The sequence below is a fragment of the Streptomyces sp. NPDC034049 genome, assembly GCF_055575575.1.
The window spans coordinates 151,782-167,398 of record NZ_JBVISJ010000018.1; the positions used below are offsets into that span (position 1 = coordinate 151,782).

Consider the following 15,617-nt stretch of genomic DNA (forward strand, 5'->3'; position numbering starts at 1 on the left):
ATTTGAGGAGTCCGGTATCCCTGTGCCGACGAATCCCGTGGCCACCTTCCCCGAAGTCCTCGAACTGGCCCGCTGCCACGCCGTCTTCGTGGCCGCGGACCCCGCGCGCACCGGACACGTCGCTTTCTGGCGACCGGACGGCTCGGCACCGCCCCCGGTCGCCCACGGCTGCGACGGGGAGCTGACACTCGTCGGGTCCGGCGACGGCGGCGTCCGACGGTCCACGGTCCCCGTCGTGTCGCTCCCGGTCCACGCCGCGCTTCCGGTGCTCACGCGCGCGCGTGCCGGCACCGGCGCCCACCGCTCGACGGCTTTCTGGGGCGCCGCGGCCCTGCTGGCCCTTCGGTTCGCCGCGCGCGGTCTTCTGCTGCCCGGCGTCACCGCGGGCGGACAGGACGCCTGGCGGGCGGGACCGCTGCGGGCGGAGGACCTGGACCGGGTCAGGGAGCTGGCCGCAGCGATGCCGCCCGAGGCGCACGCGCTGCCCGTGGACGACGGTGAGCCGCCGCGGCTGCCCGAACCGGAGCGGCTGCTGCGCGCGTTCCTCGACGCCGTCGTGGACTCACTGCCCCGCTCCCCCGCCGCGAGCGTCGCGGCGGGCGGCCCGGCCTTCGCCGCCCGCGATCCGCAGGCCGTTCCGGAACAGCGCTCCTGGGCCGCGGACGTGGCCGCCGGACACGACGCCGGGGTCCGCGTCTCCCTGCGCGTCGAGATTCCCGGGCTCGCCTCGCTGCCCGCCGACGACCCGGCCGGGACGAAGCCCATGTTCCGTGTAGTTCCCCAGTTGCACAGTGTGAGCGACCCCGCGCTCGTCGCGGACGCCTCCGCGGTGTGGGCCGACGCGGCCGCCTTCGGCCCGCGCGCGCGGACGGACGCCCTGCTGGCGCTGCGCCGCGCCGCACGCGTCTGGGCCCCGCTCGGCCCGCTGCTGTCGGCAGCCGTGCCGGACGCCGTGGAACTCGCCGACGAGGAGGTCACCGAACTGCTGGGCGAGGGTGCCCGGCTGCTCGCGACAGCCGGTGTAGACGTGCACTGGCCCAAGGAGCCGGCCCGTGGGCTGACCGCCCGCGCGGTCGTCGGTCCCCCGGACGACGACGAGCAGGGCCCTGACGGAAACACGTCGGGCACCCCGTCGTACCTGTCGGCCGACGCGCTGCTCGCCTTCGACTGGCGGTTCGCGTTGGGCGATCAGCGGCTCACCCGGCAGGAGCTCGACCTGCTCGCGGAGGCGAACCGCCCCCTGGTGCGACTGCGCGACAAGTGGGTCCTGGTGGATCCGGAGGAGATCCGCCACGCCCGTGCGCAGCAGGACCGCAAGGTGTCGCCCGTCGACGCGCTCAGCGCCGCTCTGACGGGTACGACGGAGGTGGACGGCAGGGTGGTCGACGTGCTGCCCACCGGATGGCTGGCGACGCTGCGGGAACGGCTGTCGGACCCCGAAGGGCAGGAACCCGTCGGGCAGCCTCCCGCGCTCGCCGCGACGCTGCGCGACTACCAGCTGCGCGGACTCGACTGGCTGGCCCGGATGACCTCCCTGGGACTCGGCGGCTGCCTCGCCGACGACATGGGGCTCGGCAAGACGATCACCCTCATCGCCCTGCATCTGCACCGGCAGTCGGACACCCCGACCGCGGGCCCCACCCTCGTCGTCTGTCCGGCCTCCCTGATGGGCAACTGGCAGCGGGAGATCGAGAAATTCGCACCGGGCGTGCCGGTGCGCCGCTTCCACGGATCCGGACGCGGTCTGGACGGGCTCGCCGACGCGGAGTTCGTCCTCACCACGTACGGCACGATGCGGCTCGACGCACCCCGGCTCGCCCACGTGCCCTGGGGCCTGGTCGTGGCGGACGAGGCGCAGCACGTGAAGAACCCCTACTCGGCCACGGCGCGGGAACTGCGCACCATCGGCGCACGCGCGCGCGTGGCGCTCACCGGCACCCCGGTGGAGAACAACCTGTCGGAACTGTGGGCGATCCTCGACTGGACCACCCCGGGTCTCCTCGGCCGCCTCGGCACCTTCCGCACCCGGTACGCGCAGGCCGTGGAGAGCGGCCGGGATCCCGCCGCTGCGGAGCGGCTCTCCCGGCTCGTACGGCCGTTCCTGCTGCGCCGCCGCAAGTCGGACCCGGGGATCGCGCCGGAGCTCCCGCCGAAGACCGAGACCGACCGCGCAGTGTCGCTCACCAGGGAACAGGTGGGGCTGTACGAGGCGTTGGTGCGCGAGACCATGGCGGAGATCGCCGCGGCCGACGGCATGGAGCGGCGGGGACTGATCGTGAAGCTGCTGACCGGGCTCAAACAGATCTGCAACCACCCCGCTCAGTTCCTCAAGGAGGACAAGCCGCGGATCCCGGGCAGATCGGGGAAGTTGGAGCTGCTGGACGAACTGTTGGACACCATCCTGTCCGAGGGCGCGAGCGTGCTGGTCTTCACGCAGTACGTCCGGATGGCTCGGCTGTTGGAACGTCATCTGGCGGCGCGCGGGGTGACCACGCGCTTCCTGCACGGGGGGACACCGGTGCCCGAGCGCGAGGCGATGGTGGACGGCTTCCAGGCGGGCGAGGTGCCCGTCTTCCTGCTGTCGCTGAAGGCGGCCGGCACGGGTCTGAATCTGACACGGGCCGAGCATGTCGTGCACTACGACCGCTGGTGGAACCCGGCCGTCGAGGCGCAGGCCACGGACCGGGCGTACCGCATCGGACAGACACGGCCGGTGCAGGTGCACCGGTTGATCACGGAGGGCACGATCGAGGACCGCATCGCGGACATGCTGCTGCGCAAGCGGGAGTTGGCCGACGCGGTGCTCGGCGCGGGCGACACGGCACTGACCGAGCTGTCCGACGCCGAGCTGGCCGATCTGGTGGAGCTGCGAGGGGGCGCGGGATGACGGAACGCACGGGACATGACGAGGAGCGCACGTTCGCCGCACTGGCCCCCGTGCACGGCGGGGCCTTCGCACGGACGTGGTGGGGCCGGGCCTGGTTGCAGGCGCTCGAGGACGCGGCGCTGGACGGGCAGCAGGTGAAGGCGGGGCGCAGGCTGGCGCGTGCGGGAGCCGTGGGCGCGGTGTCGGTGCGCCCCGGGCGTGTCACCGCGGTCGTCCAGGACCTCGACGGCACCGGCCACCGTGCCGACGTCCTGCTCCAGGAGCTGTCCGGGGATCAGTGGGACCGTTTTCTGGACATGGCGGTCGAGCGGGCCGGGCACGTCGCCGCCCTGCTCGACCGTGAGATGCCGCCGCATCTGGTCGAGGACGCCGCGACGGCCGGGGTCGAACTGCTGCCCGGTCTCGGTGATCTGGAGGCGGAGTGCGACTGCGGTGCCTGGGACCACTGCGGACACACTGCGGCGCTCTGCTACCAGGTGGCCCGTCTGCTGGATCAGGACCCGTTCGTCCTGATGCTGATGCGCGGCCGTGCCGAGCGCGCTCTGCTGGACGACCTCCACGTGCGGGGAACCGCGTCCGCGGCGGGTGCCGAGGATGCGCCCAGCGGTCTCGGGACGAGCCTCGGGGACGACCACCGCGGCGGTGTGGACGCCGCGGAGGCGTTCGCGGCGGAAGATCTCCTGCCGCCGCTCCCCGAGCCGCCCGCGCTGCCCACGGAGCCCGGCCTGCCGCCCTCCCTGGACACCGAGACCGGGCCGGCGCAGGGGCTCGACCCGGCGGCGCTCGAGTTCCTGGCGGCGCAGACGGCCCGGGAGGCACACCGGCTGCTGGCCGAGGCTCTCCGCCCCGGTCACGAGCAGCTGCCGCTCGACGACGAGGCGCCGTTCCACCAGGACGTGGTGCGGCTGGCCTCCGGTGCCCCGGGGACGGGCATCGAGGCGCGACTGGCAGAGGGGTCGGGACGCGGCCGGGAGGGGCTGGCGCTCGCCGTCCGTGCCTGGCGGTACGGCGGGGCGGCCGGTCTCGCCGTACTGGACGAGGAGTGGCATGTACCGGCGGAGTCGCTCGCACGCGCGCGTGTCGCTCTGGAGGCTGCGTGGGACGAGGCCGAGCGGCCTTCGCTGAGGGCCGCGCACAATCGTTGGACCGTCGTGGGTGGGTCGGCGCAGCTGCGCCTCGGACGGGACGGCCGCTGGTGGCCGTACCGCAAGGAGCGGGGCCGCTGGGTGCCGGCGGGCCCGGCGGCCCATGATCCGGCGACGGCGCTGGCCTCGGTCGCCGCTGAGCCTGACAGCTGACGTCACCCGAGAGCGCGCCCGTCACCGGTGCGGCCGACCGGGTCCGGGAAGAGTGAGTCCAGGTCGCTGGGCAACACGGTCGGGAATCCGGTGGGCAGATCGCTCGGGAACCCACTGGGCAGATCACTGGGAAAACCCGAGGGCAGCGTCGGAAGGTCGCTGGGCAGCCCGGACGGGAGGCTCAGCGACGGGGTCGGCGAAGAACTCGCGCCCCCACCGGGCCCGCCCGACGGCCTGTCGTCCGGCGATCCTTCACCCCCGGAGGCCACCAGCACCACGGCGAGGACGGCACCGAGGGTGAGGACCACGGCCAGCGCGATGAGCACCAGCCTGCGACGCCCGTAGGGAGGGGGCCCACCGGGCGGATCGGGTGGCTGCCGGCCCCCGCCCTGACCCGGGGGCTGCCGACCACCACCTCCCCCGGTCGGATCGCCCGGCGGCGGACCGAAGCTCCCTGAAGGGGGCCCGAAACCGCCGCCGGGCGACGGCGGTGTGCCGTCCGGCGGTCGGGGCGGCTGGGACGGTGGCGGCGGCATGCCCATACCGTCCAGAGTCGCCGCGGAAAGGCCAGGACGCGAGCCCTGCGCGGGAGTTGACAGGACTCATGCCGTGGATCGCATGATTCCGGAGAATTCCCGCGCAGAGAACGACCGAAAGGGGCCCCACGCGCGCGTGATCAGCCGCGCGCACCCAGCAGGTGGTCCATCGCCAGCTGGTCGAGCTGCTCGAAGGCCATGCCGCGAGCGGCGGCGGCCTCGGCGTCGAACTCCTCGAACGCCGTCCGGTCCGCGAGCAGCGCCTGCAGTCCGTCGACGGCCGTGGGCTGGGCCAGCTGGTCGAGCCGCGCGGCGCGCAGCGCCTCCTGGACCGCCGGGTCCGCGCGGAAGGCGGCCGCGCGCTCCTTGAGGATGAGGTAGTTGCGCATGCAGCCCGCGGCCGACGCCCACACACCGTCGAGGTCCTCGGTGCGCGGCGGCTTGAAGTCGAAGTGCTTCGGCCCCGCGTAACCGGCGCTCTCCAGCAGGTCGACCAGCCAGAAGGCGGAGCGCAGGTCGCCCGCGCCGAAGCGGAGGTCCTGGTCGTACTTGATGCCGGACTGGCCGTTGAGGTCGATGTGGAAGAGCTTGCCCGCCCAGAGGGCCTGCGCGATGCCGTGCGGGAAGTTCAGCCCGGCCATCTGCTCGTGACCGACCTCGGGGTTCACGCCGTAGAGCTCCGGGCGCTCCAGGCGCTCGATGAAGGCCAGGGCGTGACCGACGGTGGGGAGCAGGATGTCGCCACGCGGCTCGTTCGGCTTGGGCTCGATCGCGAACTTCAGGTCGTAGCCCTGGGAGGTGACGTACTCGCCGAGGAGGTCGAAGGCCTCCTTCATGCGGTCGAGCGCGTCCCGGACGTCCTTGGCGGCGCCGGACTCGGCGCCCTCACGGCCTCCCCAGGCGACGTAGATCTTGGCGCCGAGCTCGACCGCCAGGTCGATGTTGCGGATCGTCTTGCGCAGCGCGTAGCGGCGGACGTCGCGGTCGTTGGCGGTGAACGCGCCGTCCTTGAAGACGGGGTGCGTGAAGAGGTTGGTGGTGGCCATGGGCACGGTCATGCCGGTCGTGTCCAGGGCGGCGCGGAAGCGCTTGATGTGCTCCTCGCGCTCGCTGTCCGAGGACCCGAAGGGGATCAGGTCGTCGTCGTGGAAGGTCACACCGTAGGCGCCGAGCTCCGCCAGACGCTGCACCGTCTCGACCGGGTCGAGGGCGCGCCGGGTGGCGTCGCCGAACGGGTCCCTTCCCTGCCAGCCGACGGTCCACAGGCCGAAGGTGAACCTGTCGTCGGGGGTGGGTTGGTAGTTCATGCCGCGGCTCCTTGCGCTCCGACTATTTCGTCATGGCGATTTACAAATTAGTATGCGGACGCGTCTCTGGGAAGACAAGATGTCGCCGGACGGAGACGTCAGCCGCGTCAGCGGCCGTCGCGAGCCGCGTGAGAAGGAGAGCCCGATGTCAGCTGCCGAGGGTCCGCTCGTCGTCGGTGTGGACTCGTCCACACAGTCCACCAAGGCCCTGGTCGTCGACGCGTCGACCGGCCGGGTCGTGGCGAGCGGGCAGGCACCGCACACCGTGTCCTCCGGGGCCGGCCGGGAGAGTGACCCCCGGCAGTGGTGGGACGCGCTGTGCGAGGCGCTGCACCAGTGCGGGGAGGCGGCACGCGAGGCCGCTGCGGTGTCGATCGGCGGCCAGCAGCACGGCCTCGTCACCCTCGACTCCCGGGGCGAGCCGGTGCGGCCGGCGCTGCTGTGGAACGACGTGCGCTCGGCGCCGCAGGCGGCCCGCCTGGTCGAGGAACTGGGCGGCGCGAAAGCCTGGGCGGAGCGCGCCGGCAGCGTGCCGGGGCCGTCCTTCACCGTGACGAAGTGGGCCTGGCTGGCGGAGCACGAGCCCGACGCGGTGCGGGCGACCGCCGCCGTGCGTCTGCCGCACGACTACCTCACCGAGCGCCTCACCGGCCAGGGCACGACCGATCGCGGCGACGCCTCCGGCACGGGCTGGTGGGCGTCGGCGACGGAGGCGTACGACGCCGAGGTGCTCGCCCATGTGGGGCTGGACCCGGCGCTGCTGCCCCGGGTGGTCCGGCCGGGCGAGGTCGCCGGGACCGTACGGGACGCCCACGAACTGCCGTTCGCCAAGGGGACCCTGGTGGCCGCCGGCACGGGTGACAACGCGGCCGCGGCGCTGGGGCTCGGGCTGCGCCCCGGCACCCCGGTGCTGAGCCTGGGCACCTCCGGCACGGTGTACGCCGTCTCCAGGCACCGCCCGGCGGATCCGACGGGGACGGTGGCGGGCTTCGCCGACGCGCACGGCGACTGGCTGCCGCTGGCCTGCACCCTGAACTGCACCCAGGCCGTCGACCGGGTCGCCGCCCTGCTGGGCCTCGACCGCGAGTCCGTGGAGCCCGGCACGGACGTCACCCTCCTCCCCTACCTGGACGGCGAGCGCACCCCGGCCCTGCCGCACGCCTCGGGCCTGCTGCACGGGCTGCGCCACGACACGACGGGCGGACAGCTGCTGCAGGCAGCGTACGACGGCGCCGTGCACTCGCTGCTCGGCGCCCTGGACCTGGTGCTCGACTCCGACGCGGACACCTCCGCACCGCTGCTGCTCATCGGCGGGGGCGCGCGGGGCACCGCCTGGCAGCAGACCGTGCGCCGCCTTTCGGGACGGGCCGTGCAGGTCCCCGAGGCCAAGGAACTGGTCGCGCTGGGCGCCGCCGCGCAGGCCGCCGGGCTGCTCACCGGCGAGGACCCTGCCGCGGTGGCCCGCCGCTGGGACACCACAAAGGGGCCGGTGCTGGAGGCCGTGGAGCGGGACGAGGAGACGCTCGCCAGGATCTCCCGGGTGCTGTCCGACGCGGCACCGCTGCTGGAACGCGGACCGGACAGCGACTGACCGGACTGCCTCCGACCGGGCAACGGTCGACCGGACTGCCACCGATCGATCAGAGACCGACCGGACAGGGACTGACCGGACAGGGACTGGCCGGTCAGGGACTGACCGGCGAGGGGCTGTCCCGATACAGCGAGGGCCGTCCCGAAGCGGCGAGGGGGTCTCCCGAGTGGGAAAATCCGATTCCGGCATGATCTACAGGGCACGGACAGGAAAACGCACAGGGACACCCACGGAAACCTCGGCGGGGACACCCACCGGGACGCATCGACGGGAGCCGAGGGAGGCATGAGCGCACCACTGCACGAGACCCGCGCCGGCGGCTCCGGCCGCCGTCTGCCCGACAACCAGCAGGGCATGCGGCGCCGCAACCTCTCCCGGGTCATGCACACCGTCAACGCCGAGGGGCCGCTGTCCCGGGCCGGCGTCGCCTCGCACATCGGCCTGACCCGGGCCGCCGTGTCGACCCTGGTGGACGAGCTGATCCGTTCCGGGCTCCTGGAGGAGCTGGGCCCCGAGCGTCCCGGCCGGGTCGGACGGCCCGGCTCGGCGCTCGCTCTCAGCGGGCGCGGCCCCGCCGGTATCGGCGCGGAGATCGGCGTCGATCATCTCGCGGTCTGCGCCGTGGACCTGCGGGGCGAGGTGCGGGCTCGGGCGGAGCGGCACGGCACCAACCGCGGCCGGGCACCGGAGCCGGTCATCGAGGAACTGACCGAGCTCGTGCGAGAGGTGGTCGCCGAGGCGGAGGGCGAGGGACTGTGGCCGGCAGGGCTCGCGGTCGCCGTGCCCGGGCTGGTGGCGAGCGACACCCGTACGGTGGTCCGCGCCCCGAACCTCGACTGGCACGACACGGACGTGGGCGCCCTGTTGCCCGACGATCTGCCGGTGACCGTGGACAACGAGGCCAACTTCGGCGGGCTCGCGGAACTCTGGCTCGGGGACGGCACACCGTCCGACTTCCTGCACGTCTCCGCGGAGATCGGCATCGGTGGCGCGGTCGTCGTGGACGGTCGGCTGCTCCGTGGGACACGCGGCTTCGCGGGCGAGTTGGGGCATGTTCCGGTGCGGCCCGAAGGCCCCGACTGCGCGTGCGGTGGCCGCGGCTGCCTGGAGCAGTACGCCGGTGAGGAGGCCGTGCTCCGGGCGGCCGGACTGGAACCGGGCGAACACCGGGTCGAGTTCCTCGCCGAGCGGGCCGCCGCCGGCGACAAGCATGTGCACCGGGCCCTGCGGGGCGCCGGCACCGCGCTCGGGGTGGCGCTGACCGGCGCGGTGAATCTGCTGGACCCGCGGACCGTGGTGCTGGGCGGCGCTCTGGCCGCCCTCGCGCCCTGGCTGTTGCCCTCGCTGGAGCGGGAGTTGGCGCGGCGGACGGCCGGTCCGGCGTGCTCCGTGACCGTGTCGCGGCTGGGTTCCGACGGGCCCCTGCTGGGCGCGGCGCACTCGGTGGTGCGTGGGGTGCTGGACGATCCGGCGACGGCCGGGGTGCGGCAGTAGCGCTGGGGAGAAGCGGGCGAGGGCTGTGCCCGGCCTGGGCGTCGGCACAGTCCTCGACCGGCCTCCGTGGGTGCCCGTTCCCTCTGCCGGGTGACGAAGTTTTCCACAACTCGCCGGTTTTCCACCGTTATCCACACGCTCGGGCGGCCCGTCCTCGATCGCCGTACCGTGATCCACGTGAGGCGCAGCCATTCGACCTGCGGCTGCGTCTTCGAGTACTGATGCGCCTTCGAGTACTGATGCGTCTTCGAGTACTGAGGCGTCTTCGCTCACGGATGCGCCGACCAGCACAGGACCATCCACCCACCCTTCGGCAGGAAAGGCAGAGTCACATGGAGCGAGCCAGGCCGCTGCCGAGCAGGCGGCTGCTGCTGCAGGGCACCGCCCTCGCCGCGATCCCCTACGCGTTGCTCCCGAGCCCCCGGGCCGACGCCGAGTCTCCGCCCCTCGACCACACCCCCGCCCGGTGGGAGCCCGCGAGCACGGCCAACTACACCGCCGCCGACCGGCCGGCCGGACAACCCATCGACCTGGTGATCATCCACGTCACGCAGACCACCTACAAGAACACCCTGCCAGTCTTCTGGAACCCGGCGAAGCAGGTCTCCGCGCACTATCTGCTCCGGTCGGCCGACGGACTGGTCGCCCAGTGCGTCAGAGAACGCGACATCGCCTGGCACGCAGGCAACTGGGAATACAACGCGCGGAGCATAGGCATCGAGCACGAGGGCTGGATCGACCGGCCCGAGTACTTCACCGCCGCCATGTACGAGCAGTCCGCGGCGCTCACCGCGGAGATCTGCGACAGGCACGGCATTCCGAAGGACCGTGCCCACATCATCGGCCACCACGAGGTGCCGGGCACCGACCACACCGATCCGGGGCCGTACTGGGACTGGGACCGCTACATACGTCTGGTCGGCTCCGCCTGACGTCGCCGTGGCGCGCGGCTTGTCGGGGTGCGGGTCCGGCGGTGACGATGGGTTCCAGCCACGAGCGCATGTCCGGGAGGCCGAGTTGACCGATCCATGGGTGGCTCTGGAGCCGGGAGCCGACCCCGTCGAGCGGGTGCGAGTGCTGCGACACGCGCACGAGGTGTTCACACAGCGGGGCACGGTGGCACGACCGGTGCGTTCCGTCGTCGCGGACTCGTGGCGGCGGTCGGCGAAGGCGGGGGTCGGACCGGAGGGCACCGCTCCGGTGGAGCTGACGGACGGCGACCTCGGTTCCTACCGCGCGGAACATCCGCTGGCCAGGGTGATGCCGTTGGTCCGCGAGTTGCTGGGCACGTTCGCGTCCGACGGCGAGCATCTGCTGGCCGTGTGCGACGCGCAGGGCAGGCTGCTGTGGGTGGAGGGAGACGCGGCGACCAGACGGCGGGCCGACCGGATGAACTTCGTACCGGGTGCGCGATGGGCGGAGTCCGCGGTCGGGACGAACGCTCCGGGCACCGCGGTCGCCGTGGACCGGCCCGTGCAGGTTTTCGCAGCCGAGCACTTCATATGGCAGGTGCAGCCGTGGACGTGCGCGGCGGCTCCGGTACACGATCCACGCACCGGGCGGGTACTCGGCGCGGTCGACATCACCGGCGGCGACGGTCTGGCGCATCCGCACAGCCTCGGCTTCGTCCAGGCGGTCGCCCGGGCCGCCGAGTCCCAGCTCGCCCTGCTCGCGCCACCCGGCGCTGCGGCGGACACGCTCGAACTGACTGCTCTGGGCCGTGACGACGCCCAACTCCTCGTCCGGGGACGGAAGATCAGGCTCAGCCGTCGCCACAGCGAGATCCTGGTGCTGCTCGCCCGCCACCCGGAGGGGCTGTCCGGCGACGAGCTGCTCTGCGCGCTGTACGAGGACGAGTCGGTGACGCCGGTGACGCTGCGGGCCGAACTGGCGCGGCTGCGCCGTCTCCTGGGGCCGGAGGTGCTGGGGTCACGGCCGTATCGGCTGACGGCGCCCGTCGAGTCCGATGTGTCGGTGGTGGAACGGCGGTTGGAGACGGGCGCGGTGACGGCGGCGGCGTCGGCGTACACGGGGCCGCTGCTGCCGGGCTCGCAGGCGCCGGCCGTGGTACGGCTGAGGCGCAGACTCGCCGACGGTCTGCGCACGGCGCTGATAGCCGGGCACGACCCCGACCTGCTGGCGGACTGGGCGCACGCCCCCTGGGGCGAGGACGATCTGGAGGTGTGGCGGGCACTGGCGGCCGTACGACCCGCTCCGACCGTACGGTCCCGGCTGCGCGAGCTGGAGTCGGAACTGTCGGCACCACCGGGCTGGGGAGACCGTCAAGCTCGGCGAACGTAGGACTGCGGTGCAGGGGCGGTTCGGTCGTTCCAGGGTGGCGGTTCGGTGGGTGTGATTCGGTCGTTCGAGGGCGGCGGTTCGGTCGTTCGAGGAAGGCGGTTCGGTGGGGGTGATTCGCTCGTTCGAGGGCGGCGGACGGTCGTTCCAATGCGGCGTCGCTCCTCGAACGCAACGTCGTTGCAACATCGCGATTCCTAGCCTCTTCGCGAGAGCCGCCCAACGGCGGGTGGCGCTTCTCGGGAGGCAGGTATTCATGACCCGTTTCGCAGCGCCCGGTACGGAAGGCGCGGTCGTCTCCTTCGAGGCGCGTTACGACCATTTCATCGGCGGTGAGTACGTGGCGCCGGCGCGCGGGCAGTACTTCGAGAACCCGAGTCCGGTGAACGGGCTGCCGTTCACGGAGATCGCGCGCGGGACGAGCGAGGACGTGGAGCGGGCGTTGGACGCGGCGCACGCCGCCGCGCCCGGGTGGGGGCGCACGTCCGTCACCGAGCGTTCGGACGTGCTGCGGAGGATCGCCGACCGGATGGAGGCGAATCTGGAGCAGTTGGCGGTGGCGGAGAGCTGGGAGAACGGCAAGCCGGTGAGGGAGACGCTGGCCGCGGACATCCCGCTCGCCATCGACCACTTCCGGTACTTCGCGGGGGCGATCCGCGCGCAGGAGGGTTCGCTGGCGGAACTCGACAAGGACACGGTGGCGTACCACTTCCACGAGCCGCTGGGTGTGGTCGCCCAGATCATCCCGTGGAACTTCCCGATCCTCATGGCGACCTGGAAGCTGGCGCCGGCGCTGGCGGCGGGCAACGCGGTCGTGCTCAAGCCGGCCGAGCAGACCCCGGCGTCCATCCATGTCTGGATGAGCCTCGTGGCGGATCTGCTGCCGCCCGGCGTGGTGAACATCGTGAACGGGTTCGGGGTGGAGGCGGGCAAACCGCTGGCGTCGAGTCCGCGAGTGGCGAAGGTGGCGTTCACGGGCGAGACGACGACGGGACGTCTGATCATGCAGTACGCCTCCGAGAACATCACGCCGGTGACTCTCGAACTCGGTGGGAAGTCGCCGAACATCTTCTTCGACGACGTCTGGTCGGCGAACGACGACTTCCGTGACAAGGCCCTCGAAGGTTTCACGATGTTCGCGCTCAACCAGGGTGAGGTGTGCACGTGTCCGTCGCGGGCGCTGGTGCAGCGCGGCAACTACGCCGAGTTCATGGAGGCGGCCGTCGCCCGCACCGAGCAGATCAAGACCGGGCATCCGCTGGACACCGACACCATGATCGGCGCCCAGGCATCCAACGACCAGTTGGAGAAGATCCTCTCCTATCTGGACATCGGTCGGCAGGAGGGCGCGAAGGTCCTGACCGGTGGGGAACGCATCGAGCACGACGGCGAGCTGAAGGGCGGTTACTACGTCCAGCCGACGATCTTCGAGGGTGACAACCGCATGCGGATCTTCCAGGAGGAGATCTTCGGTCCGGTCGTCTCCGTGACCTCGTTCAACGACTTCGACGACGCGATCAAGATCGCCAACGACACGTTGTACGGTCTGGGCGCGGGCCTCTGGACGCGCGACACCAACACCGCGTATCGCGCGGGCCGTTCCATCCAGGCGGGCCGCGTCTGGACGAACTGCTACCACGCCTACCCGGCACACGCCGCGTTCGGCGGCTACAAGGGTTCCGGCATCGGCCGCGAGACCCACAAGATGATGCTGGACCACTACCAGCAGACCAAGAACCTGTTGGTGTCGTATTCGCCGAAGAAGCTGGGCTTCTTCTAGGCACCGAAAAAGGGCGCCTGAGCTGGTGAAACACCAGCCAGGCGCCCTCCGGGGGCGTAGTAGCGGACGGGGACCTCGATGCTCTGTCCGGCAGAACGAGAACCGAAAGATACCGCTCCAGGCGGCCAGAAGAGCAGGTCGCTGACATGACCGGACGGGCATGCCAACGATCTGTCAGCCTGTTCAGCCGGTCGGCCGCCCTTTCCGTCGGAGGCGTGGTCTGCTTTCACGAGCGGCTACACGAGCGCGACCTCCTCAGCCCGTCGCGGAGGACAGTCACGGAGGACAAGGGCCCTGGGGAGACCAGAACGTTCTCTGGAGCAGAGGAAAGCAAGCCAACGTTCTTCAGTGAGCGCGTCTCCGCTCCTGCCGGGCGTCGGTCGCGTCGCGGAACGCCGCCAGCGCGGCCCGGCGGCGGCGCAGATCCGCGATGTCCGTGTCCATCCGTTCCAGGTGCGTGGCCATCGTTCGCAGAACCTCTGGGCACGGATCGATCCCCGGCCCGGCGTCGGTGGCGCACGGCAGCATCTCGCGGATGGCGTCGGTGGTCAGCCCGGCGGCCAGCATGCCCCGGATGCGTGCCACGACGAACGGGGCATCAGGTGCGTACACGCGGTATCCGCTGCTGTCGCGGTCGGGGCACAACAGGCCCTGCTCTTCGTAGTACCGCAGCAGCCGAGCCGCGACTCCGGTCCGCCGTGACAGCTCCCCTATCAGCACCGACACTCCTCACCACGTTACCGACTTGACCTTCACACCGATGTGATGGGTCAACGTACGGGGCATGCACGATTCATTCCCGCCCCTTGCCACCACCGTCACCGGAACCGGCCCGGCGTTGCTGCTCGCCCATGGCGCCACCGGCAGCATCGAAGGCAACTTCGCGCCGGTCCTGCCCGCTCTTGCCGCTACCCACACGGTCATCGCCCCGGACTACCCCGGCTCGGGTCGGACCCCGGTCGCCGGCGCGCCACTGGACCTCGACACGCTCGCGGACTCGGTCGTCGACTCCGCCGTACGGCGCGGCGTGGGACGGTTCGCGGTGCTCGGTTTCTCGCTCGGCACGCTGGTGGCGGTGCGCGCTGCCGTACGCCATCCCGAGCGGGTGACCGCGCTCGTACTGACTGCCGGGTTCGCCCGGCCCGACGACCACATACTCGGACTCCTCCCCGGCTGGCGGGCCGAGGCGCCTCCCGCACTCCGCCCTCACATCGACCTGATCCCCTCCGTCGACACCACCGGCGATCTGTCCGAGGTCACCGTCCCCACGCTGGTCGTCGCGACAACCACTGACAGCGTGGTCCCGCCCGAGGGCTCCCGTGTCCTGGCAGCCGGGATACCGGGCGCGAGCTACACGGAGATCGACAGCGACCACGTGGTCATGGTCGAAAGGCCGAAGGAGTGGCTGACGCCTGTCCTCGACTTTCTTCACTCCCTTCCGCTTTCGGATGAGAAGGACGGTGCAGAGGAGTGAAGCTGCAGGTCGTCCTCCCGAACGAGGTCGCCGGCTCCGACCCGCGACGACTCGCCGACCTGGCAGTGCAAGCCGAGGCCCTCGGCTACGACACGGCATGGCTCCCCGACCACATCCTGCCGCCCGACGAGTACGGCCCGGTCTACGGAGGAGTCCTCGAACCGCTGGTGACCATGGGCTGGCTGGCGGCCACGACCAGCCGGATCCGATTCGGCACCTCCGTGCTCGTCCTGCCTTTGCGAAGTCCGTTCGTGGTGGCCAAACAAGTCGCGTCCCTCCACGAACTGTCCGGCGGACGGATCACCCTGGGCGTGGGGATCGGCTGGGAACAACGCGAATTCGCCGCCGTCGGCGCCGAATTCAAGAACCGAGCAGCCCGCACGGATGAGGCGATCGCACTGCTCCGACACCTGTTCCGGGTCGGCCGGGGCCCCTTCGAGGGCCACTGGTACGGCTTCGAAACGGGCGTCTTCGAACCGCGCCCCGACAGAGAGGTGCCGCTGATGACCGGTGGTGTCACCGATGCCGCCCTGCGCCGGGCAGCCCGGTACGCCGACGTCTGGCAGGGCGTGGGTCTGGACCCGACGGCGTTCGGCGAACGGCTGGCGTTCCTGCGAGCCCGTACCGACGGCCGTACCGTGTCCCCCGGCACCCGAATGGACTGGCACGGCCCGGACCGCACCGTCGGAGACGCCGCCCGCACCGCCGAGGCCTTCCAGGCCGCTGGAGCCGAGCACCTCGCGGTGCACTTCGGCCCCCCGGACGGATACGCGAGGCGGATGGCCGCCTTCGCACGAGTGACCCGGCAACGGCGTCCGTGCCCGTAGACCCGCGTGACCTGAAGGAGCTGCCCCTGTCCGGAACGTCGGTGCTGCTGGGGTGCCTTGCCAGATCCTGCGTTGTTGCGTCACAGCGTGGCAACCCATGCCAGCCACCGATACGACTGAACGAC

At 71.8% G+C, this 15,617-nt stretch carries 12 protein-coding genes; 9 read left to right on the top strand and 3 right to left on the bottom strand.

Annotated features, from left to right (window positions below):
* Positions 1 to 22: 22 nt before the first annotated feature.
* Complete coding sequence (locus ACZ52C_RS36505) at positions 23 to 2,887, top strand: DEAD/DEAH box helicase (RefSeq protein WP_469078821.1); 2,865 nt, start codon at positions 23 to 25, stop codon at positions 2,885 to 2,887.
* Complete coding sequence (locus tag ACZ52C_RS36510) at positions 2,884 to 4,185, top strand: SWF or SNF family helicase (protein ID WP_469078822.1); 1,302 nt, start codon at positions 2,884 to 2,886, stop codon at positions 4,183 to 4,185. The genes ACZ52C_RS36505 and ACZ52C_RS36510 overlap by 4 nt, the downstream gene beginning before the upstream one ends.
* A gap of 2 nt (positions 4,186 to 4,187) precedes the next feature.
* Here the strand turns inward: ACZ52C_RS36510 and ACZ52C_RS36515 are convergent, their stop codons facing one another.
* Together ACZ52C_RS36515 and xylA are read right to left on the bottom strand one after the other, a co-directional pair.
* Positions 4,188 to 4,511, bottom strand: coding sequence for a hypothetical protein (locus ACZ52C_RS36515; protein ID WP_469078823.1), 324 nt, complete (start codon positions 4,509 to 4,511; stop codon positions 4,188 to 4,190).
* A 350-nt stretch (positions 4,512 to 4,861) separates the two neighbouring features.
* Positions 4,862 to 6,028, bottom strand: coding sequence for a xylose isomerase (xylA, locus tag ACZ52C_RS36520; protein WP_045560299.1), 1,167 nt, complete (start codon positions 6,026 to 6,028; stop codon positions 4,862 to 4,864).
* Between the two features lie 145 nt (positions 6,029 to 6,173).
* Between xylA and xylB the strand changes: the two genes are divergently transcribed.
* The 5 genes from xylB (at position 6,174) to exaC (ending at position 13,191) form a co-directional block, all read left to right on the top strand.
* Entirely contained in the window at positions 6,174 to 7,619 is a 1,446-nt protein-coding gene (gene xylB / locus ACZ52C_RS36525; RefSeq protein WP_469078824.1) for a xylulokinase, read from the top strand.
* A gap of 285 nt (positions 7,620 to 7,904) precedes the next feature.
* Entirely contained in the window at positions 7,905 to 9,113 is a 1,209-nt protein-coding gene (locus tag ACZ52C_RS36530; protein WP_469078825.1) for an ROK family protein, read from the top strand.
* Between the two features lie 332 nt (positions 9,114 to 9,445).
* Positions 9,446 to 10,045, top strand: a complete 600-nt coding sequence (locus tag ACZ52C_RS36535; RefSeq protein WP_469078826.1) for an N-acetylmuramoyl-L-alanine amidase — start codon at positions 9,446 to 9,448, stop codon at positions 10,043 to 10,045.
* A gap of 85 nt (positions 10,046 to 10,130) precedes the next feature.
* Positions 10,131 to 11,414 carry a GAF domain-containing protein gene (locus tag ACZ52C_RS36540; protein WP_469078827.1) on the top strand — a complete coding sequence of 428 codons (1,284 nt, stop codon included), beginning with the start codon at positions 10,131 to 10,133 and terminating at the stop codon, positions 11,412 to 11,414.
* A gap of 253 nt (positions 11,415 to 11,667) precedes the next feature.
* On the top strand, positions 11,668 to 13,191 hold the full coding sequence (gene exaC, locus ACZ52C_RS36545; protein WP_469078828.1) for an acetaldehyde dehydrogenase ExaC: 1,524 nt from the start codon (positions 11,668 to 11,670) through the stop codon (positions 13,189 to 13,191).
* Between the two features lie 345 nt (positions 13,192 to 13,536).
* Here exaC and ACZ52C_RS36550 read toward each other — a convergent pair whose 3' ends face one another.
* Complete coding sequence (locus tag ACZ52C_RS36550; RefSeq protein ID WP_469078829.1) at positions 13,537 to 13,917, bottom strand: MerR family transcriptional regulator; 381 nt, start codon at positions 13,915 to 13,917, stop codon at positions 13,537 to 13,539.
* Positions 13,918 to 13,975: 58 nt separating this feature from the next.
* Here ACZ52C_RS36550 and ACZ52C_RS36555 point away from each other — a divergent pair, with 58 nt between their 5' ends.
* Positions 13,976 to 14,665, top strand: a complete 690-nt coding sequence (locus tag ACZ52C_RS36555; protein ID WP_469078830.1) for an alpha/beta fold hydrolase — start codon at positions 13,976 to 13,978, stop codon at positions 14,663 to 14,665.
* Positions 14,662 to 15,492 (top strand): TIGR03619 family F420-dependent LLM class oxidoreductase, encoded by an 831-nt coding sequence (locus tag ACZ52C_RS36560; protein WP_469078831.1) that lies wholly within the window; start codon positions 14,662 to 14,664, stop codon positions 15,490 to 15,492. Before ACZ52C_RS36555 ends, ACZ52C_RS36560 begins: the two co-directional genes overlap by 4 nt.
* Positions 15,493 to 15,617 lie beyond the last annotated feature (125 nt).

What these genes read in the sequence shown, in the direction of transcription:
- ACZ52C_RS36510 (WP_469078822.1), top strand. Translation starts at nt 2,884, where the DNA reads ATGACGGAACGCACGGGACATGACGAGGAGCGCACGTTCGCCGCACTG.
- xylA (WP_045560299.1), bottom strand. Translation starts at nt 6,028, where the DNA reads ATGAACTACCAACCCACCCCCGACGACAGGTTCACCTTCGGCCTGTGG.
- xylB (WP_469078824.1), top strand. Translation starts at nt 6,174, where the DNA reads ATGTCAGCTGCCGAGGGTCCGCTCGTCGTCGGTGTGGACTCGTCCACA.
- ACZ52C_RS36530 (WP_469078825.1), top strand. Translation starts at nt 7,905, where the DNA reads ATGAGCGCACCACTGCACGAGACCCGCGCCGGCGGCTCCGGCCGCCGT.
- ACZ52C_RS36535 (WP_469078826.1), top strand. Translation starts at nt 9,446, where the DNA reads ATGGAGCGAGCCAGGCCGCTGCCGAGCAGGCGGCTGCTGCTGCAGGGC.
- exaC (WP_469078828.1), top strand. Translation starts at nt 11,668, where the DNA reads ATGACCCGTTTCGCAGCGCCCGGTACGGAAGGCGCGGTCGTCTCCTTC.
- ACZ52C_RS36555 (WP_469078830.1), top strand. Translation starts at nt 13,976, where the DNA reads ATGCACGATTCATTCCCGCCCCTTGCCACCACCGTCACCGGAACCGGC.